At 69.8% G+C, this 21,813-nt stretch carries 20 protein-coding genes; 14 read left to right on the plus strand and 6 right to left on the minus strand.

The annotated features are described in order from the left end of the window. Positions 1-21 precede the first annotated feature (21 nt). The 4 genes from MHZ35_RS12470 (at position 22) to rimO (ending at position 3,910) form a co-directional block, all read left to right on the plus strand. On the plus strand, positions 22-1,101 hold the full coding sequence (locus tag MHZ35_RS12470) for a peptidoglycan DD-metalloendopeptidase family protein (protein ID WP_239435953.1): 1,080 nt from the start codon (positions 22-24) through the stop codon (positions 1,099-1,101). Then, complete coding sequence (locus MHZ35_RS12475) at positions 1,098-2,141, plus strand: potassium channel family protein (RefSeq protein WP_239435954.1); 1,044 nt, start codon at positions 1,098-1,100, stop codon at positions 2,139-2,141. The genes MHZ35_RS12470 and MHZ35_RS12475 overlap by 4 nt, the downstream gene beginning before the upstream one ends. Continuing rightward, the gene (locus MHZ35_RS12480; protein ID WP_239435955.1) at positions 2,141-2,497 is read left to right on the plus strand and encodes a DMT family protein; all 357 of its coding nucleotides are present in this window, start codon (positions 2,141-2,143) and stop codon (positions 2,495-2,497) included. The genes MHZ35_RS12475 and MHZ35_RS12480 overlap by 1 nt, the downstream gene beginning before the upstream one ends. Positions 2,498-2,560: 63 nt before the next feature. Continuing rightward, positions 2,561-3,910, plus strand: coding sequence for a 30S ribosomal protein S12 methylthiotransferase RimO (gene rimO / locus MHZ35_RS12485; protein ID WP_239435956.1), 1,350 nt, complete (start codon positions 2,561-2,563; stop codon positions 3,908-3,910). Between the two features lie 291 nt (positions 3,911-4,201). Here the strand turns inward: rimO and MHZ35_RS12490 are convergent, their stop codons facing one another. Genes MHZ35_RS12490 through MHZ35_RS12500 form a run of 3 tightly spaced genes read right to left on the minus strand, consistent with a single transcriptional unit; the run spans position 4,202 to position 6,401 of the window. After that, the gene (locus MHZ35_RS12490) at positions 4,202-4,579 is read right to left on the minus strand and encodes a c-type cytochrome (RefSeq protein ID WP_239435957.1); all 378 of its coding nucleotides are present in this window, start codon (positions 4,577-4,579) and stop codon (positions 4,202-4,204) included. Next, a complete protein-coding gene (locus MHZ35_RS12495; protein ID WP_239435958.1) occupies positions 4,576-4,926 on the minus strand; it encodes a hypothetical protein in 351 nt (116 codons plus the stop codon). Before MHZ35_RS12495 ends, MHZ35_RS12490 begins: the two co-directional genes overlap by 4 nt. Beyond that, a complete protein-coding gene (locus MHZ35_RS12500; RefSeq protein WP_239435959.1) occupies positions 4,923-6,401 on the minus strand; it encodes a GMC oxidoreductase in 1,479 nt (492 codons plus the stop codon). Before MHZ35_RS12500 ends, MHZ35_RS12495 begins: the two co-directional genes overlap by 4 nt. 260 nt (positions 6,402-6,661) lie before the next feature. On the opposite strand from MHZ35_RS12500, the gene MHZ35_RS12505 reads away from it, so the two are divergent. Beyond that, complete coding sequence (locus MHZ35_RS12505; RefSeq protein WP_239435960.1) at positions 6,662-8,056, plus strand: leucyl aminopeptidase family protein; 1,395 nt, start codon at positions 6,662-6,664, stop codon at positions 8,054-8,056. 73 nt (positions 8,057-8,129) lie between these two features. Then, a complete protein-coding gene (locus tag MHZ35_RS12510; RefSeq protein WP_239435961.1) occupies positions 8,130-9,161 on the plus strand; it encodes a choice-of-anchor A family protein in 1,032 nt (343 codons plus the stop codon). A gap of 434 nt (positions 9,162-9,595) precedes the next feature. Here MHZ35_RS12510 and tpiA read toward each other — a convergent pair whose 3' ends face one another. Further along, positions 9,596-10,342 carry a triose-phosphate isomerase gene (gene tpiA, locus MHZ35_RS12515; protein WP_416609390.1) on the minus strand — a complete coding sequence of 249 codons (747 nt, stop codon included), beginning with the start codon at positions 10,340-10,342 and terminating at the stop codon, positions 9,596-9,598. 124 nt (positions 10,343-10,466) lie between these two features. Here tpiA and MHZ35_RS12520 point away from each other — a divergent pair, with 124 nt between their 5' ends. Next, a complete protein-coding gene (locus MHZ35_RS12520) occupies positions 10,467-12,410 on the plus strand; it encodes a peptidyl-prolyl cis-trans isomerase (protein WP_239435963.1) in 1,944 nt (647 codons plus the stop codon). A gap of 17 nt (positions 12,411-12,427) precedes the next feature. After that, entirely contained in the window at positions 12,428-13,930 is a 1,503-nt protein-coding gene (gene trpE / locus MHZ35_RS12525) for an anthranilate synthase component I (protein WP_239435964.1), read from the plus strand. 293 nt (positions 13,931-14,223) lie between these two features. Here trpE and MHZ35_RS12530 read toward each other — a convergent pair whose 3' ends face one another. Continuing rightward, positions 14,224-14,640 carry a hypothetical protein gene (locus MHZ35_RS12530; protein WP_125960521.1) on the minus strand — a complete coding sequence of 139 codons (417 nt, stop codon included), beginning with the start codon at positions 14,638-14,640 and terminating at the stop codon, positions 14,224-14,226. Between the two features lie 90 nt (positions 14,641-14,730). Here MHZ35_RS12530 and MHZ35_RS12535 point away from each other — a divergent pair, with 90 nt between their 5' ends. From MHZ35_RS12535 to lexA, 6 genes are read left to right on the plus strand one after another with little or no spacing between them, the layout of a single operon-like run. Then, a complete protein-coding gene (locus tag MHZ35_RS12535) occupies positions 14,731-15,318 on the plus strand; it encodes an anthranilate synthase component II (RefSeq protein WP_239435965.1) in 588 nt (195 codons plus the stop codon). Continuing rightward, positions 15,315-16,310, plus strand: a complete 996-nt coding sequence (gene trpD, locus MHZ35_RS12540) for an anthranilate phosphoribosyltransferase (RefSeq protein ID WP_239435966.1) — start codon at positions 15,315-15,317, stop codon at positions 16,308-16,310. Before MHZ35_RS12535 ends, trpD begins: the two co-directional genes overlap by 4 nt. Then, on the plus strand, positions 16,307-17,086 hold the full coding sequence (gene trpC / locus MHZ35_RS12545; protein ID WP_239435967.1) for an indole-3-glycerol phosphate synthase TrpC: 780 nt from the start codon (positions 16,307-16,309) through the stop codon (positions 17,084-17,086). Before trpD ends, trpC begins: the two co-directional genes overlap by 4 nt. Further along, positions 17,083-17,550: a cyclic pyranopterin monophosphate synthase MoaC gene (moaC, locus tag MHZ35_RS12550; protein WP_239435968.1), complete on the plus strand. Its 468-nt coding sequence runs from the start codon at positions 17,083-17,085 to the stop codon at positions 17,548-17,550. Before trpC ends, moaC begins: the two co-directional genes overlap by 4 nt. After that, a complete protein-coding gene (locus MHZ35_RS12555) occupies positions 17,547-18,725 on the plus strand; it encodes a molybdopterin molybdotransferase MoeA (protein ID WP_239435969.1) in 1,179 nt (392 codons plus the stop codon). The genes moaC and MHZ35_RS12555 overlap by 4 nt, the downstream gene beginning before the upstream one ends. Positions 18,726-18,779: 54 nt before the next feature. Further along, positions 18,780-19,454, plus strand: a complete 675-nt coding sequence (gene lexA, locus MHZ35_RS12560) for a transcriptional repressor LexA (protein WP_239435970.1) — start codon at positions 18,780-18,782, stop codon at positions 19,452-19,454. Positions 19,455-19,599: 145 nt separating this feature from the next. On the opposite strand, the gene MHZ35_RS12565 is transcribed toward lexA, so the two are convergent. Beyond that, positions 19,600-21,786: a ComEC/Rec2 family competence protein gene (locus MHZ35_RS12565; protein WP_446741048.1), complete on the minus strand. Its 2,187-nt coding sequence runs from the start codon at positions 21,784-21,786 to the stop codon at positions 19,600-19,602. Positions 21,787-21,813: the final 27 nt, after the last annotated feature.

A 21,813-nucleotide genomic window follows, 5' to 3' on the forward strand; every position in this document is an offset into this window, starting at 1 on the left:
CAAGGGATCGAGGGGGAACGCATGATCGGCCAACGCGCTTGCTGCCGCGCCCTGCCCTTGCTGGCACTGGGGCTGCTGAGTGCCTGCATTCCCGGCGGCCGGCCGCAGCAGATCCCATCTAAGACCGTGGCGGGGCCGCCGGATGACCGGACGGGTAGCGCACAGCCGCAGGCGGAAGGCGTCACTGCGCCGCCGACCGCGCCGCCCGCGTGGGAGGTCAACCGCGTCGTGGCAGACGCCCGGACCGTGGCTCAGGACGTCCACACCGTGACCCGCGGAGAGACGCTGCGCGCGATCGCGAACAAGACGGGCGCGGGATCGGAAGCGATCGCGCGTGCCAACGGTCTCGCCCCGCCCTTCACCATCTATCCGGGGCAGAAGCTCACCATTCCGGGCGGCCGCTACCATCTGGTGCGCGAGGGGCAGACCGGCATCGCCATTGCCCGCGCCTATGGCGTGCCCTGGTCGAAGATCGTCTCCGCTAACGGCCTGGAGGACCCCTATATCCTGCGCACCGGACAGCGGATCCTGATCCCCGGCGCCGCGGCGACTGCCGGCATGAGCGTCGCCGAACGGGCCGCTGCCTTCCGCCTCGACATCGACGACATTCTGACCGGCGGCGAACCGGCGATCGAGCCGGAGGACAAGCCCGCCCGAGCGACCGCTTCGCCCGCCCGCGTGCTGCCCCCCAGTGCAGCGGTGGCCCCGCCCGCGCGCCTGGCCGGCCAGTTCCAATGGCCCGCCAGCGGCACCGTCGTGAAGCGGTTCGGCGCGGGCGAAAGCGGGGAACGCAACGACGGCATCAAGATCGCGGTGCCTCTGGGCACGCCGGTCCTCGCGGCGGCGGACGGCGTCGTTGCCTACGCCGGCAGCGGCGTCCCAGGCCTTGGCGGCGTCGTCATCCTCCGGCACGGTGACCGCTACACCAGCGTCTATGGGCATGCGAAGGAGTTGCTCGTGCAGCGGGGGCAGTCGGTCAAACGCGGCCAGCAGATCGCGGTTTCGGGAGAGACCGGCTATGCCGCCCGACCGCAATTGCACTTTGAGATCCGCCAGGGCCGCGCGCCCGTCGATCCGCTGTCGAAGCTGCCCGCGCGGTGAACCGGCGCGAACCCTCCCACCGAACGCTCAGGCGAGCGTCCCAGACGCCGGTCTGGGCCCAGATCGCCTGGCGGGTGGTGGCGGTTCTCTCGCTGCTCGCGCTCGCCATCAGCGTCCACTGGTTCGACCGCACCGGGCTGCGGGACAATTACGACGGCGAGGTCAGCTTCCTCGACGTCATCTACTTCACGATGATCTCCATCACGACGACGGGCTATGGGGATATCGCGCCGGTGTCCGAGCGCGCCCGCCTGTTCGACGCGTTGATCGTCACTCCGATCCGGGTCTTCGTGGTGCTGCTGTTCATCGGCACCACCTATCAATTCGTGCTTCGACGTACTTGGGACCGATGGCTGATGGCGCGCATCCAAAAGAATCTGGAAGACCATGTGATCGTCGCGGGCTTCGGCAAGACCGGTTCCGAGGCGGTCGCCGAACTGATCGCTCGGGGCGAGATGCCGCAGCGGATCGTCGTCGTGGACCGCGATCAGGACAACCTCGCCGCGGCCGAGGCATTTGGCTGCACCGTCCTCCAGGCGGATGCAACGCGCGACACGGTCTTGCAGGACGTGCGCGTCGCAAACGCCCGGACGATCATCGTGGCGGCCGGACGGGACGATACCTCCATCCTGATCACGCTTACCGCGCGCCACCTGGCCCCGACGGTGCCGATCAGCATCATCGTCAAGGCAGAGGACAACGAACTGCCGGCGCGGGCAGCGGGCGCCACGACCGTGATCAACCCGATCAGCTTTGCCGGATTGCTGCTGGCCGGGTCCTGCCGCGGACCGCATATGGCGGGCTATATCAACGATCTCGCCTCAATCGGCGGCCCCGTCGCCTTGTCGGAGCGCCCCGTCCGGCCGGAGGAGATCGGAAAGCCGCTCTCGGCGATCTCGACGGGGCTTGGCGTACGCGTCTATCGCGGCGACCGCTTCTTCAGCTTCGCCGAAACCGAGGCGGCATCGCTCCAGGCGGGAGACCTGATCGTGGAGATCGTCCCGAACCGGAAAACGGCCTCCGGGCCGACGCTGCCCTGATGCCGGAGGTCGCGACCCGGCTGCTGCCGGTCCTGCTGCTGGTCTGCTCCAACCTGTTCATGACCTTCGCCTGGTACGGCCATCTGAAGGTCCGCAGCGCGCCGATGCTGCTGATCATCCTCGGCAGCTGGGGCATCGCCTTCTTCGAATATTGCCTGGCCGTGCCCGCCAATCGCATCGGCGCGCAGGTCTATTCGGCCGCCCAGCTCAAGGCGATGCAGGAGGTGATCACGCTGGCGATCTTCTGCGCCTTTTCCGTGCTCTACCTGGGGCAGAAGATCACGGTGAACCACCTGATCGGCTTTGCGCTGATCGCGCTGGGCGCCTGGTTCGTGTTTCGCGCGCCGACAAGTTGAGCGCCGGCAACCCCCTCCTGCCCCTATCTTTTTCGCATGAAATCACTATGTCGCCCGGCGATCATGGCAACCAGACTTCCTGAAGCCCCCAAAGTGGGGATGGTCTCGCTCGGCTGTCCGAAGAACCTCGTCGACAGCGAACGGATCCTCACCAAGCTGCGTAGCGACGGCTACGGGCTGTCGCCGGATTATGCCGGCGCAGACGTCGTACTCGTCAACACCTGCGGCTTCCTCGATTCCGCCAAGGAAGAGAGCCTGGAGGCGATCGGCGAAGCCATCGCCGAGAACGGCCGCGTCATCGTCACCGGCTGCATGGGTGACGAGGCCGCGGCGATTCGCGCCCGCTTCCCCAACGTCCTCGCGATCACCGGCGCGCATCAGTATGAGTCAGTGGTCGAGGCCGTGCATGAGGCGGCGCCGCCGATCCCCTCCCCCTTCGTCGATCTGGTGCCCGAGGCGGGGCTCAAGCTCACGCCGCGCCACTACAGCTATCTGAAGATTTCCGAGGGCTGCAACCACCGCTGCTCCTTCTGCATCATCCCGGCGATCCGCGGCGACCTCGCCTCGCGGCGCCCCGACGCGATCCTGCGCGAGGCGGAGAAGCTGGTGGCCGCAGGCACGCGCGAGTTGCTGGTCATCAGCCAGGACACCTCTGCCTACGGTATCGACATCCGCGACCAGCCGCGGATGTGGAAGGGCGAAGAGGTTCGCCCGCACATGACCGACCTCGCCCGCGAGCTCGGCAAGCTCGGCACGCCCGACCAGCCGGTCTGGGTGCGGCTGCACTATGTCTATCCCTACCCGCACGTCGACCACGTCATCCCGCTGATGGCGCAGGGGCTGATCGTCCCCTACCTCGACATCCCGTTCCAGCACGCCAGCCCCAAGGTGCTCCGCTCGATGAAGCGCCCGGCCAACGACGCCAAGGTGCTCGAGCGGCTGCGCGGCTGGCGTGCGGTCTGCCCGGACATTGCGATCCGCTCGTCCTTCGTGGTCGGCTTCCCCGGCGAGACCGAGGAGGACTTCCAGTATCTCCTCGACTGGCTGGACGAAGCGCAGCTCGACCGCGTCGGTGCTTTCCGCTTCGAGCCGGTCGAGGGTGCGGCTGCCAACACGCTTCCGGACCCGGTGCCGGAGGAAGTGAAGGAAGAGCGCTACACCCGCCTGATGGAGAAGACCGCGGCGATCTCGGCAGCCAAGCTCCAGGCAAAGGTCGGCCGCACCATCCCCGTCATCATCGACGACGTCGATGAAGAGGGCGGCGCCACCGGCCGCTCTCAGGCAGACGCGCCTGGCATCGACGGCGAGGTGTTCCTGCGCGACTCCGGCCATCTCGCACAAGGCGACATCGTCCCCGTGCTGGTGGAGGATGCGGACGAGCACGACCTCTACGGGGTGCCGGTCAGCCGCTGAACGGCGGCTGGTTCCCCGGTAGGGAGCCGAGGGCGGGCTGGCTTCTGAGTACCACGGCGTCCGGCGAAAGTCGGCGCCGTTGCGGGCATTCGGTGGGTGCGCCGAGTTCGCCCTATCGGCGCCCCGGCCATCTTCGATCCATAGGCCCTACCTTCCTCCGAAAGGACAGTGAGAGGGTCCCTCCTCCTGCTTGTGCTCCCGCGCAGGCGGGAGCCCAGAGTACCGCGCGCGAACCGCTGTTGCCCCCTGATCCGCGGACTCGCGGAACAGGGGCAGTGGCTGATCGGAATTTCATTCTCCTGAGAGACTGAGCACATAGCGGGCGACCTCGGCCGCCTGCTTCCGGTTCTCGAGCCCCGCAAAGGCCATGCGGGTACCGGGCACGACGCCGTTCGGGTTGAGCAGGAACGCGGTGAGCCGCGGCTCGTCCCAGTTGCCCTCCAGCTTCTGCATCGCGGGGGAATAGCCATAGCCGGGGAGGCTCCCCGCGCGCCGGTCGGCGAGGCCCGCGAGGCTGGGGCCGAGCGCAGCGGCGCCCGGCTCGGTGCGATGGCAGGTCTGGCAGGCAGCGAAGGCGGCGGGTTGCGGGAGCGCGGCGCGCGGCTTCTCGCCCCGGCACCCGGAGAGTGCCGCCAGCAGCAGCAAGCCGGTCCCGCCCAGCGCCTTCATGCGGCGATCCCATGATACGCGGCGGCGAAGGCCAGCACCTCTGTCGAGGCGAGCAGCCAGCCGTCCACCTGCCGGGTCCGGCCCTCCGCAAAGTCTGCCGTCACCAAGCCTGCCAATCGCTCGTCGTCCGGCCTGCCGAGTGCGCGCCAGTCGGCACGCACGGCATCACGGGAAAGCGCAGGGTCACAGCGCACGCAGGCGCGGCCGAGACTCGCCATCGCGTCCTGGCGGTAGCGCTGCTCCGGCGAGCCGCACAAGGTGCGGCGAACCGGTGGCAACGCCAGGCCTGCGCCGCCCGCCAGCAGCGCACCGGCCCCGGCGGCAAAGCCGCGGCGCGAGAGCTTCATGCGAAATGCTCCTGTCTGAGATGATCGGAAAGCCGTAGCGCGAGGGCGGTCAGCATCATCGTGGGCGATCCGCTGCCCGCAGTCGGGAACACCGAGCTTCCCCCGACATAGAGGTTGCCGACGCCGTGCACGCGGCAGTCGCGATCGACCACCCCCTGGCGCGGATCGTGGCTCATGCGGGTCGTGCCGGTGTGATGATAGCCGATGTCGAGTTCGGGGAAGTCCGGCCACGGCGCATCGGGATCGTAGCGCAGGCGCAACCGGCCGAGCCCGCGCCGGCCGGTCTCCTCGCCGAAGAGCATCAGGCTGCGGTGGAGCGAGCGCTTGCCCTCGTCCGCCAGCGCCCAGTGGAGATTGAGGATCGGCATGCCCAGCGCGTCCACCGCATCGGTGAGGGTCACGCGGCTCTCGGGGATCGGCCGCGGCTCCAGCCGAGCGGCAACGCGGTAGCGGGTGGGCTCCGCCCGGCAATAACCGCGATCGACTGCCCAGCCCGCGGTGTCGAGCGGATGGGCGAGCGCGGTAGAAAGGTCTTCGCCGCGGATGCTGCCGGCGTCTCCGACGGCGATGCCGTCCTGGAGCCGCTTGGCAGCGGCACCGCCGGCGGTAGGCTGCTCGTAGACGGGAGTCACGCGCAGAAAGACGTCGTCGATCCGCTCCCGCCTCAGCGCTGTGTCGGTGAGCAGGAAGTGGCTGACGGTGTGGGTATCGCCCGGATAGTCCTGGAACGCCATCAGCCGGTCCATCGGCACGGCCGGATTGCGGGCGAAGTCCTGGTAGATCACGACATGGTCCGTGAAGTAGCGCCCGACCTGGTCGTGAGCGTTGCCGAGGCCCGCCGCGAACGGCCGGCGCGAGGCGAGCAGCACCCGGGCATTCTCGACCCCGCCCGCGGCCAGAACGAACACGCCGGCGCGGACCTTCGCCTCGGTACCGGTGAGCGTGCGAACCGTCGCCTCCTCGATCCTGGTGCCATCCGCCGAGCCGACCAGCTCGGTCACGTTGGCGTGGTGGAGGAAGCGGATGTTCGGCGCCTTGGCGACAGGAGGCGCATAGCGGGCAAAGGTGCGGTTGCCGGTCTGGGGATTGATCGGCGCGACGAACGTCAGCCGGGTTTCGAACAACTGCGGGTCGAGCGGCCAACCCTGCGTCGCCAGGCGCCGACGCCAGGCTTCCGGCGACCAATCGACGGTGTCCTCCCGGAACAGCACCCGTTTCGACGCCTCCGGCAGATAGTCCGCAAGGTCGGCAAGGGCGATGGGCCAGCCCGTGTTGGGGATGCCCGGCCGCGCCGCAAAGTCACGGTCGAGGAAGCGGTAGCAATGGCCCGACCAGTGATTGGTCGTCCCGCCGATGTAGCGGAGGCGGGACGCCTGCAGCGGATAGGGAAGCCCGCTGACCGTTGCATTGCCGTTGAGCTGCTCCACCTCCCGCTCGATCCCCTCGCCACCGCTCTCCAGCAGCAGCACGCGCACCCCCGTGCCGGCGAAAGGTGAGGCTAAGGTTAGGCCAGCGGCGCCCGCTCCGATGATGCAGAGATCGGCCTCCAACGCCGCATTTCCGAGCTTTCGCGCGTCTTCGAACAGACCAGCCTCCCCTCGCCCCTCCAGCCCCCCGCCGGCACTGCCGCCTGCCTATCCGCGCGCCCAAAGCGCGAACAGACGGGCGAGCCGGTAGCGTGTCCGGAACGGAGCAAGGTCTTTCGCTCGGCCGGTCCAAAGCCTAGATCACCTCCATGTCCGAGCTTTCCTCGCTGCTTCAGGCCGATCGCGGCCAACCTGCCCGCACCATCCACCTGGTGGACCCCCAGGGGTTCGACGCGTGGCTCGGGCAGCAGCCGCCCCGCCACCGCGCCGCGATCGTCGCGCAGCGGCTGAAGCCGACGGGCTTTGCCCACGCCATTCTTCCCGGCGAAGGAGCCGAGGACTGGTCGGTGGTCGCTGTCGTGGCGAACACAAGCGAACTCTCCTCCTGGTGCCTGGCCAAGCTGGCCGAGGTGCTGCCCGCCGGCAGCTACCGCCTCCACAGCGGCGAGCCCGGCGCGGCGGCGTTCGGCTGGATCGTCGCGCAGCACCGCTTCACCCGCTACCGCAAGGACGAGGGTGGCGAAGGCCCTCGTATCCTGCTGACCGGCGACCCGGCGCGGGTCGACGATGTGGTGCGACAGGCGGCGGCCACGCTGCTGGTCCGCGACCTGGTCGACACCGGCGCCAACGACCTCGGCCCCGCCGAGCTGGAGGCGCAGGCGGCAAGCCTCGCCAGCGCGCATGGCGCCACGCTGACGGTGACGAAGGGTGCCGAGCTGGAACGGGGCTACCCGATGATCCATGCTGTAGGAAAGGCCGCCGCCAAGGGTCGCGAGCCGCGGCTGATCGAGGTCGAATGGGGCAATCCGGCGCATCCGCGCGTCGCGATCGTCGGCAAGGGCGTATGCTTCGATTCGGGCGGGCTGAACATCAAGCCCGGCAGCGGCATGGCGCTGATGAAGAAGGACATGGGCGGTGCCGCCCATGCGCTGGCGCTTGCCACGCTGATGATCGAATCGCGGTTGCCGGTCCGGCTGCACCTGCTGGTGCCCGCGGTGGAGAATGCGATCGCCGGCGACGCCTTCAGGCCCGGCGACGTGCTCCGCACCCGCAAGGGTATCACGGTCGAGAACACCAACACGGACGCGGAAGGGCGGCTGATCCTGGGCGATGCGCTCACCCGCGCCGTCGAATCGCAGCCGGAGCTGATGATCGATTTCGCGACGCTCACCGGTGCCGCGCGCGTCGCGTTGGGTCCGGACCTGCCCGCGACCTTCGCCAATGACGAGGCACTGGCAGCCGACCTGCTCGCCTGCGGCACGGCCGAAGGGGACCCGCTGTGGCGGCTGCCGCTGTGGGACGCCTACGACGACATGCTGAAATCGAGCGTCGCCGACATGGTCAATGCACCCGAAGGCGGTTTCGCCGGGGCGATCACGGCCGCGCTGTTCCTCCGGCGGTTCGTGCCCGGGGAGATCGCCTGGGCGCATCTTGATACCTTCGCGTGGCGGCCGTCTCCCAAGCCGGGTCGGCCCAAGGGCGGCGACGCCTATGGCCTGCGCGCGGCCTGGGCATTGCTGCGCCGGCGCTACGACGGTCGCTGAACCGGCGCATTTTGGGACAGGGTTAACCAATTCTTCACGTGTAGGGCACGCGCGAAACGGGTACGCAGGAGGCATGAGAACCCGCCTCCTCGCAGCCGCCCTCTCGGCTACCGCCCTCGCCCTCCCGGCGGTCGCCTCGCCGGTGGTCGGCGTCGACGCGCTGAAGGAATGGAACCTGATCGTGCTGGGGGACCTGACCTCCAGTTCCGAGGTGGAGGGGCGGACCTTCGTCGGCGGCAATCTCGACGGGAATTCGTCGAACTACCAGATCAAGACGCCGCCGCCGTCCTCCTATGACACGCCCGGCCTGATCGTCGTGGGCGACGTGACCGGGGGCGCGAAGAACCTCAACAACGGGTCGGGCGCCGTGGTGGGCGGCAACGTCAGCAGCGGCTTCAATCTGAACGGCGCAGCGCAGACGGTGCAGGTCGGCGGCAGCATCGCCAACACCAACGTGAACCAGAACACGGTGAACTCGGGACTGGCCTCCAACGCCGGTTTCCTCGAAGGGCTGCAGCAGCAGAAGAGCCTGCTCGCCAGCGGCATGACCGACCTGTCGCAGGGCATGACGAAGCTGGAGGCGAACAGCACCGTCACCTTCGCCAACAATCGCGCGACCTTCAACGCGAAGCCCGACGCAAAGGGCGTCGCGGTGTTCAACCTGACGGCTGACGACCTCAACCGCATCGGCGAGATCCAGTTCAACCTCAACGGCGCCGACACCGCGATCGTCAACGTCAGCGGCGCGAACGTCGTGCTGAACGACAATTTTCTCGGCGGCACCCAGGGTCTCGGCGAACATGTCATCTGGAACTTCGCGGACGCGAAGAACCTGTCGCTGACGACCGCCTGGGGTGGATCGGTGCTGGCGCCTGGCGCCGCTGCGAACACCGGCAACTATATCCAGGGATCGGCCGTGTTCGGCAGCCTGGTGCAGAACGGCGAGTTCCACCTGGGTACCTATACCGGCGGTTATACGCCGACGACCCCGACCGATCCCGGCGGCCCGAAGCCGGTGCCGGAGCCCGGCACCTGGGCGCTGATGCTTGTGGGGCTGGCAATGGCGGGCCTGCTGCTGCGTCGTCGGCGCGGGGCTGCGGCGTAAGTCTGCGAGCAGGCGCAGCCGGTTGAAGCGGATCGGCACCGGGCGCCTTTGACGGGAAGCTGGCACCAGGGTGAATGCCGGAACCCGGTGAACCCCCTGCCGTCTGGCTAGCGCTGTTCGAGCGTTGGACCAACACTCGCTGCAAATCCCGCCGTGCTCCCGCGAAGGCGGGAGTCCAGGGTTTCGGAAACCGTAAGTCGTTGCTCTGCTTGGCCCTGGATCCCCGCCTTCTCGGGGATACGGAGGTAGGAGATGGCGCCCCTCCTGGAACAGTTTCCGGCAGGGTGCGAGAGGGCCGCGCCGATGCACGATTTTCAACCGTGGTTGCAACTGGACCCCGGCCTTCGCCGGGGTACAGGTGGCGGGTGGCGGGTTCGTGTCGACACGCTTCGATCCCAGCCCGAGCCCGCGCAGACCGCCGGCGCCGCGCCCGCTCAGATCGCCGCGGCCGCCTGGATGATCGGCACGAACTTCTCCGCAGTCAGGCTGGCACCGCCGACGAGCGCGCCGTCGACATTCTCCACCGCCAGGATCTTGGCCGCGTTCTCCCCGGTGACCGAGCCGCCGTAGAGGATGCGGATACGATCGGCCGCGTCGCCCACCATCATGCGCAGCTTGGCGCGCGCGATCGCGTGGATCGAGGCGATCTCCTCGGTCGTAGGCGTACGACCGGTGCCGATCGCCCAGCGGGGTTCGTACGAAAGCGTGAACCAGTCGCCGTCGGCATCCTCGGGCACCGATTTCTCGATCTGCGCCTGAACGACGCGCTCGGCGCGACCGGCGTTGCGCTCCGCTTCGGTTTCGCCCACGCACAGGATCACGTGCATGCCCTGCTTGCGGGCAGCGGCGGCCTTGGCCCAGGCGTCGTGGCTGGTCTCGTTCTGGTCGGCGCGCCGTTCCGAGTGGCCGACGATCACGGTCTGGGCACCCACCTCGACCAGCATCGCCGCGGAGACGCAGCCGGTGTGGGGCCCGTGCTCGTTTTCGTGAACGTCCTGCGCGCCGATGCGCACGCTTTGCACATGATCGACCGCAGCGGCGATCAGCGTCGCCGGCACGCACAGCGCCACGTCGACATGCGGGTGAGCAGCAGCCGCTGCCTCGATCGCTGCGATTTCCTTCAACTGGGCACGCAGCCCGTGCATTTTCCAGTTGCCGGTCACCAGCTTGCGTCGCGTCACGCCCATCTCCTTTGTGTCTGTTGCCGGCGATACCAAGCCCTGCTGCCCGCACAAGCTTGAAGCCGCGCAGCCTGCGCCCTAAAGCGACCCGTTCTTTTTTTCCGGCAGGATCGGTAGCTCTTCGATGCTCGCATTCGTCAGGCGGTTTCTCAACTCGACCCTCGGCAAGGGGATCGCACTCGCGTTCCTGGTCGTGATCGCCCTGGCGTTCGCCGCGGGCGACATCAGCGGCCTGCGCCCGGGTGGCGCATCCAGCGATGTGGTCGCAAAGGTCGGCGGCCACAAGGTGCACGACGCCGAGCTGACCAAGCAGGTGCAGCAGGAGCTGGAAGGCGCCCGCCAGCGCGACCCGAACGTCGACATGCAGCAGCTGATCGCAGCCGGCGGCGTGGAGAACATCCTTACGCGGCTCGTCACCTCGATCGCGCTGGAAAAGTTCGCGAACAAGGTCGGCATGGCGGTGAACAACAAGCTGGTGGACGGGCAGATCGCGAGCATCCCCGCGTTCCAGGGCTTTGACGGCAAGTTCGACCAGGCGACCTTCGAGCGTGCGATCGCACAGCGCGGCATGACCCCGGCGGGCCTGCGCGAGGCGATCGGCCGCGACATGCTCGCCCAGTGGCTGGTGAGCCCGACCGTGGGCGCCACCCAGCTTCCGGAGCAGATCGCCCTGCCCTATGCCTCACTGATGCTCGAGAAGCGCGCGGGGCAGATCGTGCTGATCCCCTCTGCCGCGGTGTCGCAGGGCAACCCGCCGACGGACGCGGAACTGACCGCCTTCTACGCCAAGAACCGCGCGCGCTACACGGTGCCGGAGCGGCGCGTGATCCGCTACGCCCTGGTGCGAGCCGACAGCGTCGCGGCGCAGGCGACACCGACCGAGGCGGAGATCGCGCAGGCTTATCGCGCGGCCGCCAGCCGCTTTGCCGCAACCGAGCGCCGCACCGTCCGCCAGGTGGTGCTGGCCGACCAGAATGCGGCGAACCAGCTGGCCGCCAAGGTAAAGGGCGGCACCGCGATCGATGCCGCCGCCCGCACGGCGGGGCTGGAGGCGGCAAGCTTCAGCGACCTCGACAAGGCGGCATTGGGCGCACAGACCTCGCAGGCGATCGCCACCGCTGCCTTTGCAGCAGGCGAAGGCGCCGTCGTGGGCCCGGTTCGCTCGCCGCTCGGCTGGCACGTGCTGCGCGTCGAGAAGGTCACCAAGGTCGCCGGCAAGACGCTGGAGCAGGCTCGTGCCGAGCTGGTCGCAGAGCTGAGCCGCAGCAAGGCGGCGGGCGCGATCAACGCGGTGCAGGAGAAGATCGACGGCGCGATCAACGATGGCGCCACCTTTGCGGAAGTGGTGAGCGAGGCCAAGCTCTCCGCACAGAGCACCGCGCCCGTCACCAGCGGCGGCACCAATCCGGACCAGCCGAACGTTCCAGCCGACCCGGCGCTCGCCCGCGTGATCGAGGCCGGCTTCGGCGCCGAGCAGGGCGATGCACCGCAGATCGTGCAGATCGAGCAGGACGGCAGCTTCGCGGTCGTCGGCCTGGACCGGGTACTTCCGGCGGCTCCTCGCCCGCTCGCACAGGTCCGCGACGTCGTGCAGAAGGCGTTCGTCGCCGAGCGCGCGCAGCAGGAAGCGCGCAAGGCCGCAGCGGCGATCCTCGCCAAGGTGAACGGCGGCACGCCGCTCGCCCAGGCGGTGGCCGCATCGGGCCTGAAGGTGCCGGCACCCACGCCGCTGACCGCAACCCGTGCGCAGCTCGCGGCCCAGCAGGGCAACGTGCCCCCGCCCGTCGAGCTGATGTTCTCGATGACGCCGAAGAAGGCGCGGCTGATCGCGGCGCCGGGCAACGGCGGCTGGTTCGTGGTGTACCTGGACAGCATCACGGCCGGCGATGCGAGCGGCGACAAGCGCGCCGTCGCCTCCGCGCGCGGCGGCCTGGGCCAGGTCGTCGGCCAGGAATATGCCGAGCAGTTCGCCGAGGCGGTCCGCCGCAACGTCGGCGTGACCAAGAACGACGCCGCCGTCGCCCGCGTCCGCACGACGCTCGCCGGCCAAGGCGGCGCGGCCAACTGACGCTGGAGAACGGAGCTTTGATCCAGGGACGCGAGGGCGCGCAGGCAGCGCTTGCCGCGGGCACGCCGGCGCTGCTGTGGCAGCGGCTGGTGGCGGACACCGAGACGCCGGTGGCCGCCGCGCTCAAGCTCATCGAGCCCGGCCGCGGCGACTTCCTGCTCGAGTCGGTCGAGGGCGGATCGGTGCGCGGACGCCACAGCCTGATCGGGCTCGCGCCGGACCTGGTGTTCCGCGCGACCGGCGCCGAGGCGACGATCAACCGCCACTGGCTGTCCGATCGCGATGCGTTCGAGCCGTGCGCGGAGCCGACCCTGGAAGCGCTGCGCACGCTCGTCACCTCGTGCCGGATGGACGTGCCCGAGGCGCTGCCGCGCGCCCTCGCCTGTCTGGTCGGCTATTTCGGCTATGAGACGATCGGCCTGGTCGAGAAGCTCGATCGGCCGCCGGCCAATCCGCTCGACCTGCCGGACATGGTGTTCGTGCGGCCGACGCTGCTGATGGTTTTCGATCGCCTTTCGGACGCGCTGTTCCTGGTGGCGCCGGTGTGGCCCGGATCGGCCGAGGCGGAGGCGACGATCGCCACCGCCGCGGCGCGGATCGAAGACGTGGCCGCTCGGCTCGCCCGCACGCCGCTTCCGGAGCCCGCCCGGCAGGAAGCGCAGGAGATCGCCCTCACCCCCGCACTGGCGCCCGGCCGCTATGCGGAAATGGTCGCAGGCGCGAAGGAGTATATCAGCGCGGGCGACATCTTTCAGGTGGTGCTGGCGCAGCGCTTCACCGCGCCCTTCACCCTGCCGCCGTTCGAGCTCTATCGTGCGCTCCGGCGGATCAATCCGTCACCGTTCCTCTACCACCTCGACCTGCCGGGCTTTTCGCTGATCGGCTCGAGCCCGGAGATCCTTGTCCGGGTGCGCGACGGTGAAATCACGATCCGTCCGATCGCCGGTACCCGTCCGCGGGGCGCGACCGCGGTCCAGGACGCGGAGAAGCGCGCGAGCCTGCTCGCCGATCCCAAGGAGCGCGCCGAGCATCTGATGCTGCTGGACCTGGGCCGCAACGACGTCGGCCGCGTGGCCGAGGCGGGCAGCGTGCGGGTGACCGACAGCTACGGCATCGAGTTCTACAGCCACGTGATGCATATCGTGTCCAACGTGGTCGGCCGGCTCTCGCCGGATCACGACGCGCTGGATGCGCTGTTCGCCGGCTTTCCGGCGGGCACGGTCAGCGGCGCGCCCAAAGTCCGCGCCTGCCAGGTGATCGCCGAGCTGGAGGGGGAGACGCGCGGCGCCTATGCGGGCGGCGTCGGCTATTTCTCGCCGGACGGATCGATGGACTCGTGCATCGTGCTGCGGACTGCGGTGGTCAAGGACGGCACCATGCACGTCCAGGCAGGCGCCGGCATCGTCGCGGACAGCAACCCGGACTATGAACAGCGCGAGTGCGAGGCCAAGGCGAGCGCGCTGCTCGCCGCCGCGCGCGAGGCGATCGCCCAGGCGAGCGGCCCCCGCTTCGGGCAATAGCGGGGGCGGGATCGCCGCCCGCTCCGGCAGAGGACGTCGGAAAAGCGGGGGCCCCTCCACCCACCTTGTATCCCCCCGAATGCGGGGATCCAGAGTTTAGCAGGACAGCGACGGCTGGCTTTCGGAACCCTGGGCTCCCGCCTTCGCGGGAGCACGGCAGGGGATCGGAAGAGGGCCGGCAAACGCCAGGTCAGTCAGGCACGGCGCCGCCTGTGAGCGGGACCGCCAAGTCACCGCAGCTGGCCCCCGGCTTCCGCCGGGGTACGGATTGGAAGAAGCGAACGATAGCGCGATCAGTCTCCGGCGCGGGGGAACTGCTCCGCCTGCTGCTGCGCCTTGCGCTGCTGGTACCATTGCCGCAGCAACTGCTGGTTGCAGCCGGTCTGGCCGCCGGTGCCGACTGGCGAGCAGCTGTCGGGCAGGCCGACGCGGTTGACCTCCATCATCGTCTCGGCGCGATTCGCCCAGCTTTGCGCGGCTGCCTCCTGTGAGGGCGGGTTGCGCAACTCGCTGGGGATGCGGAAGCGCTCGCTCTCGTCCTTGCGGGCGCAGACGACCACTTCGTTTTCCGTCTCGGGCTTGGGGCATTCCTCCTTGCCATAGACGGTGACGCTGCGCGTGCGCTGCGGGGGGGCGCTGCTGGTCTTCTCGGCTTCCTGGGCCATGGCCGGGGATGCCGCCAGCGCCGCCACGAGAATCCAACGAACCATGCCAACCTCCTGAACGCAAAACACACGCCCGACCAACGATCGGGTCCAGCGCAGCGTTGCGCCAGACTGCGGCGGCGCTATGGCAAAGCCATGATCCTTGTCATCGACAATTACGATAGCTTCACCTGGAACCTGGTCCATTACCTGATGGAGCTGGGTGCGCCGGTGAAGGTCGTGCGCAACGACGCGCTAACCGCCCAAGAGGCGCTGGCGAGCAATGCCGCCGGCCTCCTCATCTCGCCGGGGCCGTGCACCCCGAACGAGGCGGGTGTCTCGCTGGACCTGGTCGCCGCCTGTGCGGAGGCCGGACGGCCGCTCTTGGGCGTGTGTCTGGGCCACCAGGCGATCGGCCAGCATTTCGGCGGCAAGGTGGTGCGCGGCGGGCTGATGCACGGCAAGACCTGTCCGGTCGAGCATGACGGCACCGGCTTGTTCGAAGGGCTCCCCAGCCCCTTCACCGCGACCCGCTACCATTCGCTGATCGTGACGGAGGTGCCGGAGTCGCTGGTGGTCAATTGCACCGCCGGCGATGCCAGCGTTATGGGCGTGCGCCATGTGAGCCTGCCGATCCACGGCGTTCAGTTCCACCCGGAGAGCATCGCCACCGAACACGGCCATGCGATGCTTGCGAACTGGCTGAAGAGCACCGGCATCTCGCCGAAGCAGCGCGCGGCATGACGACCACCGTCCTGCTGCCGTCGACGGAGACGCCGTTGTCGCACGAGAGCGCGGCCGAGGCGTTCGGTGCCATCCTCGACGGGAAGGCGTCGGAAGAGGCGATCATCGCCTTCCTGGTCGGGCTCACCGAGCGTGGCGAAACCAGCATCGAAATCGCCGAGGCCGCGCGGGCCATGCGCCAGCGGATGGTGCCGATCGACGCGCCGCCCGGGGCGATCGACGTCTGCGGCACCGGCGGCGACGGGCACCATACCCTGAACGTCTCCACCGCCGTCAGCCTGGTGGTGGCGGCAACCGGCGTGCCGGTGGCCAAGCACGGCAACCGGGCTGCATCCAGCAAGGCAGGGGCTGCGGACACGCTCGAAGCGCTCGGCCTGGACATGATGCGCGCCGGGGCGATGGCCGAGCAGACACTGGCAGACATCGGCATCGCCTTCCTGTTCGCGGGCAACCACCATCCGGCGATGCGACGCATCCAGCCGCTGCGCCAGAAGATCGGCCGGCGCACCGTCTTCAACCTGATGGGTCCGCTCGCAAACCCTGCGCATGTCGAGCGCCAGCTGATCGGCATCGCACGTCCCGACTATGCGCCCCTCTATGCGGAGGCGCTGGAACGCCTGGGCGCCACGGCGGCCGCGGTGATCGCGGGCGAGGAGGAGCTGGACGAGATCTCGATCGCCGGCCCCACCCGCGTGGTGCGCATCGGGTTGGTCGCCCTGCCCGACCGGATCACGCCCGCGGACGCCGGGCTGCCGGCGAGCCCGCTCGAGGCGCTGCGCGGCGGCGACCCCGCGCACAATGCGCTGGCGCTGCGCCGGCTGCTGGCGGGCGAGGAAAGCGCCTATCGCGACGCAGTGCTGCTGAACGCGGCGGCCGCGCTGGTGATCGCGGACAAGGTGAGCGACCTTGCCGAGGGCGCGGTGCTTGCCGCCAACACGATCGATTCCGGTGCCGCCCGGCGCCTTCTGGACGCATGGATTGCCTACGCATGAGCACGATGCTTTCGAAGATTCTCGAGACCAAGCGCACCGAGGTCGCCGCCCGCAAGAGCATGGCAGGGGTGCAGGAGCTCGACCGCCGGGCGGGCATGCAGACGCCGCCGCGGGGCTTCCGCGCCGCGCTCGACGCCAAGCAGGGGCATGCGATCATCGCCGAGATCAAGAAGGCGAGCCCGTCGAAGGGGCTGATCCGTGCCGACTTCGACCCGCCGGCCCATGCGCGCGCCTATCAGGCGGGCGGTGCGGCCTGCCTCTCGGTGCTGACCGACGAGGAGTATTTCCAGGGATCGGACGACTATCTGGTCACCGCGCGCGCGGCCTGCGACCTGCCGGTGCTGCGCAAGGACTTCGTCATCGATCCATGGCAGGCGGCGGAGACGCGCGCACTGGGGGCGGACGCGATCCTGCTGATCGTGGCGGCCCTGGAAGACCGGCAGATGGCGGAGATCGAGGCGGCGGCGCTGGAGCGGGGGCTGGACGTGCTGGTGGAGGTCCATGACTATCCGGAGCTGGAGCGGGCGCTGAAGCTCAAGACGCGGCTGATCGGGGTCAACAACCGCGACCTGCGCGACTTCACCGTGAACTTCGATCGCACCTATGAGCTGGTTGCGCACGCGCCGGAGGGCTGCACCTTCGTGGCCGAAAGCGGGCTGACGGGGCGCGCCGACCTGGACGCGATGGCGGAGCACGGCATCCACTGCTTCCTGATCGGCGAGGCGCTGATGCGGCAGGACGACGTCGAGGCGGCAACCCGCGCCCTGACCCGATGACCGGCCTCACCCACCTCGACGCCGAGGGCCATGCCCGCATGGTGGACGTCGGCGACAAGGCGGTGACGGCGCGGCAGGCGACCGCCACCGGCCGGATCACCATGTCGGACGAGGCGCTGGCAGCGATCCGCGACGGGCTGGTGAAGAAGGGCGACGTGCTTGCGGTGGCGCGGGTCGCCGGGATCATGGCCGCCAAGCGCACCAGCGACCTGGTGCCGCTGTGCCATCCGCTGCCCCTCACCCGCGTGGTGCTGGACCTGACGATCGAGGCGGAGGGCATCGTCGCGACCGCGACCTGCGCGACGGACGGCAAGACCGGGGTTGAGATGGAGGCGCTGACCGCCGTCTCCGTCGCGCTGCTCACCGTCTATGACATGGCCAAGGCGCTCGACCGCGGCATGGTGATTGACGGCGTGCGCCTGCTCGCCAAATCGGGCGGCAAGTCCGGAGACTGGCAGGCGTGAGCCTGCTGCCGCTCGACGAGGCGCAGGCGCGGGTCTTGGGCCTCGCCAAGCCGGTCGCCGTCGAGACGGTGCCGATCCGCGACGCCATCGGCCGCTGGGCAGCCGACGACCTGCCGGCGCTGCGCACCCAGCCCGAGCGGGCGCTGTCGTCGATGGACGGCTACGCGATCCGCTTCGACGACCTGCCCGGACCTTGGGAGGTCATCGGGGAATCCGCGGCCGGGCGGCCGTTCGGCGGCAGCGTTGGCCCGAGCCAGGCGACGCGCATCTTCACGGGGGCCGCGTTGCCCGAGGGCGCCGACACGGTTCTGGTGCAGGAAGAGGCAGCGCGCGAGGGCAGCCGTCTGATGCTGGCGGGCGAAGGGCCGCCGCGGCGCGGCAGCAGCGTGCGTACGGCCGGGCTGGATTTTACCGCAGGCGAGCGGCTGCTGTCGGCAGGTGCGGCGATCACGCCGGCTGCGGCAGCGCTGCTGGCGGTGGGCGGGCACGGCATGGTTCCCGTCCGGCGCTGGGTGCGGGTGGCGATCGCGGCCACGGGCGACGAGCTCGTGCCGCCGGGTTCGCCCCCCGACGCCGGGCTTCCGGAGTCCAACGGCGTGCTGCTGGCGGGCCTGCTCGGGGAGCTGCCCGTCGAACGGATCGACCTGGGCATTCTGCCGGACGACCTCTCCGCACTCACCGCCGCCTTCGCCGGGGTGGATGCCGATGTGCTGGTGACGACGGGGGGCGCCTCCGTCGGCGACCACGATCTGGTGCGGCCGGCGCTGGAGGCGGCAGGCGCGCGGATCGACTTCTGGCGCATCGCGATGCGGCCGGGCAAGCCGATGATGGCGGGCAGGCTCGGCAACGCCGTCGTGCTGGGCCTGCCAGGCAATCCGGTCTCCGCCTTCGTGACGGCAACGCTGTTCCTGCTGCCGCTGGTGCGCATGCTGGCGGGCGCGGCCGATCCGCTGTCGCGGCGGCGCGTGGTGCCGCTCGGCGCGCCGCTGGCCGCGAACGACCGGAGGGCCGATCACCTGCGCGCGGAACTGCGCGACGGGGTTGCCTTCCCCGCCCCCGCGCAGGACAGCTCCATGCTACGCACGCTCGCCCGGGCAGACTGCCTGATCGTGCGTCCTCCCTATGCTGGCGCGGCAAAAGCGGGCGACTCGGTGGAAATCCTGGATATCGGTTGACAGGGGGCGGCTCCGTTTCCTAAAGGTTCCATATCTGTTCCGACGGAGGACCGCATGCTCACGCGCAAGCAGCACGAGCTGATCTGCTTCATCGACGACCGGTTGAAGGAAACCGGCGTGTCCCCCTCGTTCGAGGAGATGAAGGAAGCGCTCGACCTCAAGTCGAAGTCGGGCGTGCATCGCCTGATCAGCGCGCTGGAGGAACGCCAGTTCATCCGTCGTCTGCCGAACCGCGCCCGCGCGCTGGAAGTGCTGCGGATGCCGGACCGGCCCGAGACGGCCAAGAAAGCGCCGGCCAAGACGGCGCCCGCCCGAAGCGCGCCGGTCGCGCCGCCAGCTCCCGCCAACGACGTCATCGAGATCCCGCTGCACGGCCGCATCGCCGCCGGCGTCCCGATCGAGGCGATGGAAGGCCAGCAGATGCTGCCGGTGCCGGCCGCGCTGCTGGGCTCGGGCGAGCATTATGCGCTCGAGGTCGCGGGGGACTCGATGGTCGAGGCGGGCATCCTCGACGGCGACTATGCCTTGGTTCGCCGCACCGACGCGGCGCGCGACGGCGAGATCGTGGTCGCGCTGATCGACGAGAACGAGGCGACGCTGAAGTATTTCCGCCGTGAAGGCGCGATGATCCGCCTCGACCCGGCCAACCGCAGCTATGATCCGCAGCGCTATCGCCCGGACCAGGTGCGGGTGCAGGGGAAGCTTGCAGGACTGCTGCGCCGCTACTGAGGCGGACGCTGGGTGTTCGGTTAGCGAGGCTTGTGCCGAGCGGCCTGTGGGGGACTCGGCTCCAACCTCGCAGCGGTAGTGAATGCCGCTGTGGTTAGAAGGGCGACCTCCGTCGTTGAGGGCGAGAAGCCGGCGCGGTGCGGCGTCAGGGAGACGGGTGGTCCCGGCCGCTCCTTCTGCGCCGCGGCCAGCGATCCGCCACGGGCGCCGTCGTCGGCGGGGTGATCCACGGGTGCTGATCCCCGGGCGCGCGGACCCGGCGCGCCTCGGGCGGATCGAAGCGGATGGCGATGCCGCCCGTTTGCGCGAGCACCGGTCGGTCTAGCCGCAGCCACCGGGGCGTGCAGCCGCGCGGAAGGCGGCGTTCGCTGACGACGATGTCGGCGTCACGGCATGCGGCGATCAGGTCGCGCACCGGAAGCAGGTAGCCGCTGCGGGTGGCGACGACGCGCCAGACGCGATCGCGGGCAGCAACATCGACGACGCAGACGTCGGCGGTGCAGCGGGCGTTAGGCTGCTCGGCGAGCGGGGGCAGCTCGCCCTCGACACCGCCCCCCTCCCCCAAGGTGCCCCGCACATAGTCGCCTGCCCGGTCGCGGAGGATCGCCATGCCTCCCTCGGGCGTGCGAATTGCGAGGTGCCGACCGTCGCTGGTGACGAGCAGGTCCGGCGCGGGCGTCGCGAGCGCCCACAGCGCTCCAACGGCAAACGGTGCCAGCCCCAGCAGCCGCGCGCGCGTGCGCCATAGCGCCAGCCACAGCCCGCCTGCGACCATCAGCCCGAACGCTCCGCCCGGCATCGACGGCAGTGCCGCGACGGAACCCGGGGCGGCCGCAACCGTGCGCGCGAGCCACAGCAGCAGCGACAGGGCGTGCTCGACTACCCACCAGGCCGGCGCGCCGAGGCGGAGGAGATCGAGCAGCAGTGCCAGCGCCTCCGCCGGCATGACGACAAAGGTGGTGAGCGGGATCGCGACGATGTTGGCGAGCGCGCCATAAAGCCCGGCCTTGTGGAAGTGGAACAGGCCGATCGGCATCAGCACCGCCTCCACCGCGACGCCGGTCAGCAGCAGCGATCCGAGGTTCCGCAACAAACGTCGCGGCAGCCCCTCGTCGCACGCCTGGAACCACCGGCGGACTCGCGGGTGCTCGTGGAGGGCGACGATGGCGGTGACGGCGGCGAAGCTCAGTTGGAAGCTAGGGCCGGCGAGCGACTCCGGAAGCAGCAACAGCACCAGGAAAGCCCCGGTCGCGACCAGCCGCAAGGTGATAGCCTCCCGCCCCATCGCCAGCGCCGCCAGCACCAGCAGGGCTGCGACGCAGGAGCGAATCGTCGGCACCTCGGCCCCGGACAGCCAAGTATAGCCGATCGCCGCCAGCGCCGCGCCCGAGGCCGCCACCAGCGGGAGGCGCACCCGCAGGGCGAGCGCCGGCACCAGCGCCAGCACGCGGAGCAACAGCAACATGGTCGCGCCGACCACCGCCGTCACGTGGAGGCCGCTGATCGACAGGAGGTGGGCGAGGCCCGCGCGGCGCATCGCCTCGTCCGCGTCCTCGCCAATCGCCCCCCGGTCTCCGGTCACCAGCGCGGCCGCGACTCCGCCCTCGCTGCCCGGCACCTGCTGGTGGATGTGGGCGGTCAGGCGGTTGCGCAGCCCCGCGGCGGGGTTGACCGCCGGGGCCACCACCTCGACCGGCGCGAAGCCACGGCCCGTCGCGCCGACGCGGTCGAACCACGCCACGCGGGTGAAGTCATAGGCGCCGGGCACGGCAGGTGGCGGCGGGGGTACGAGTCGCGCGCGCAGCCGCAGGACGGCGCCGGGTCCTGCGCCGACCGGAAGTGCTTCCTGCGGCACGTTGACCCGCACGATCGGCGGCAGCGTGGGCATATCGACCGGCGCGAGCCGGAGCCGCACCAGATCGCGTGCTGGCAAGGGCTCGACTCTGTCGACGCGCGCGGTGAAGGCGAAGACGCCGGGCCGCGCCAGCACCGGCGCCGCGACGCGCTCGGCACGCCACCACACCAGCGCGCAGCCGAGCGCGGCCAGCAACCCGGCACCCGCCACGATCCGGCCGAGCCGCCCGGCCGTGGGAAAGACCATGCCTGACGCACCGACGCCGAGCGCACAGAGCAGGAACGCCATCCACGAGGAAACGTTGGGCAGCACGAACCAGGCGGCGATGCCCGTGCCGAGTGCCACGGGGATCCACAGCGGCAACTGGTCCCGCTCGGCTTCAAGCCATCGCTCGACCACATGCAAGAAATACACCCGCCGGTTGATTTGAAGCCTCGGAGGGGCCGTGCTAGGGGCGGGCGCGGCTGATGTGGCCATGATTGTTCGAGCTTGGGAGCAGGCGCA

It is taken from the genome of Sphingomonas sp. ACRSK (genome assembly GCF_022346685.1).
GTDB lineage: Bacteria > Pseudomonadota > Alphaproteobacteria > Sphingomonadales > Sphingomonadaceae > Sphingomonas > Sphingomonas molluscorum.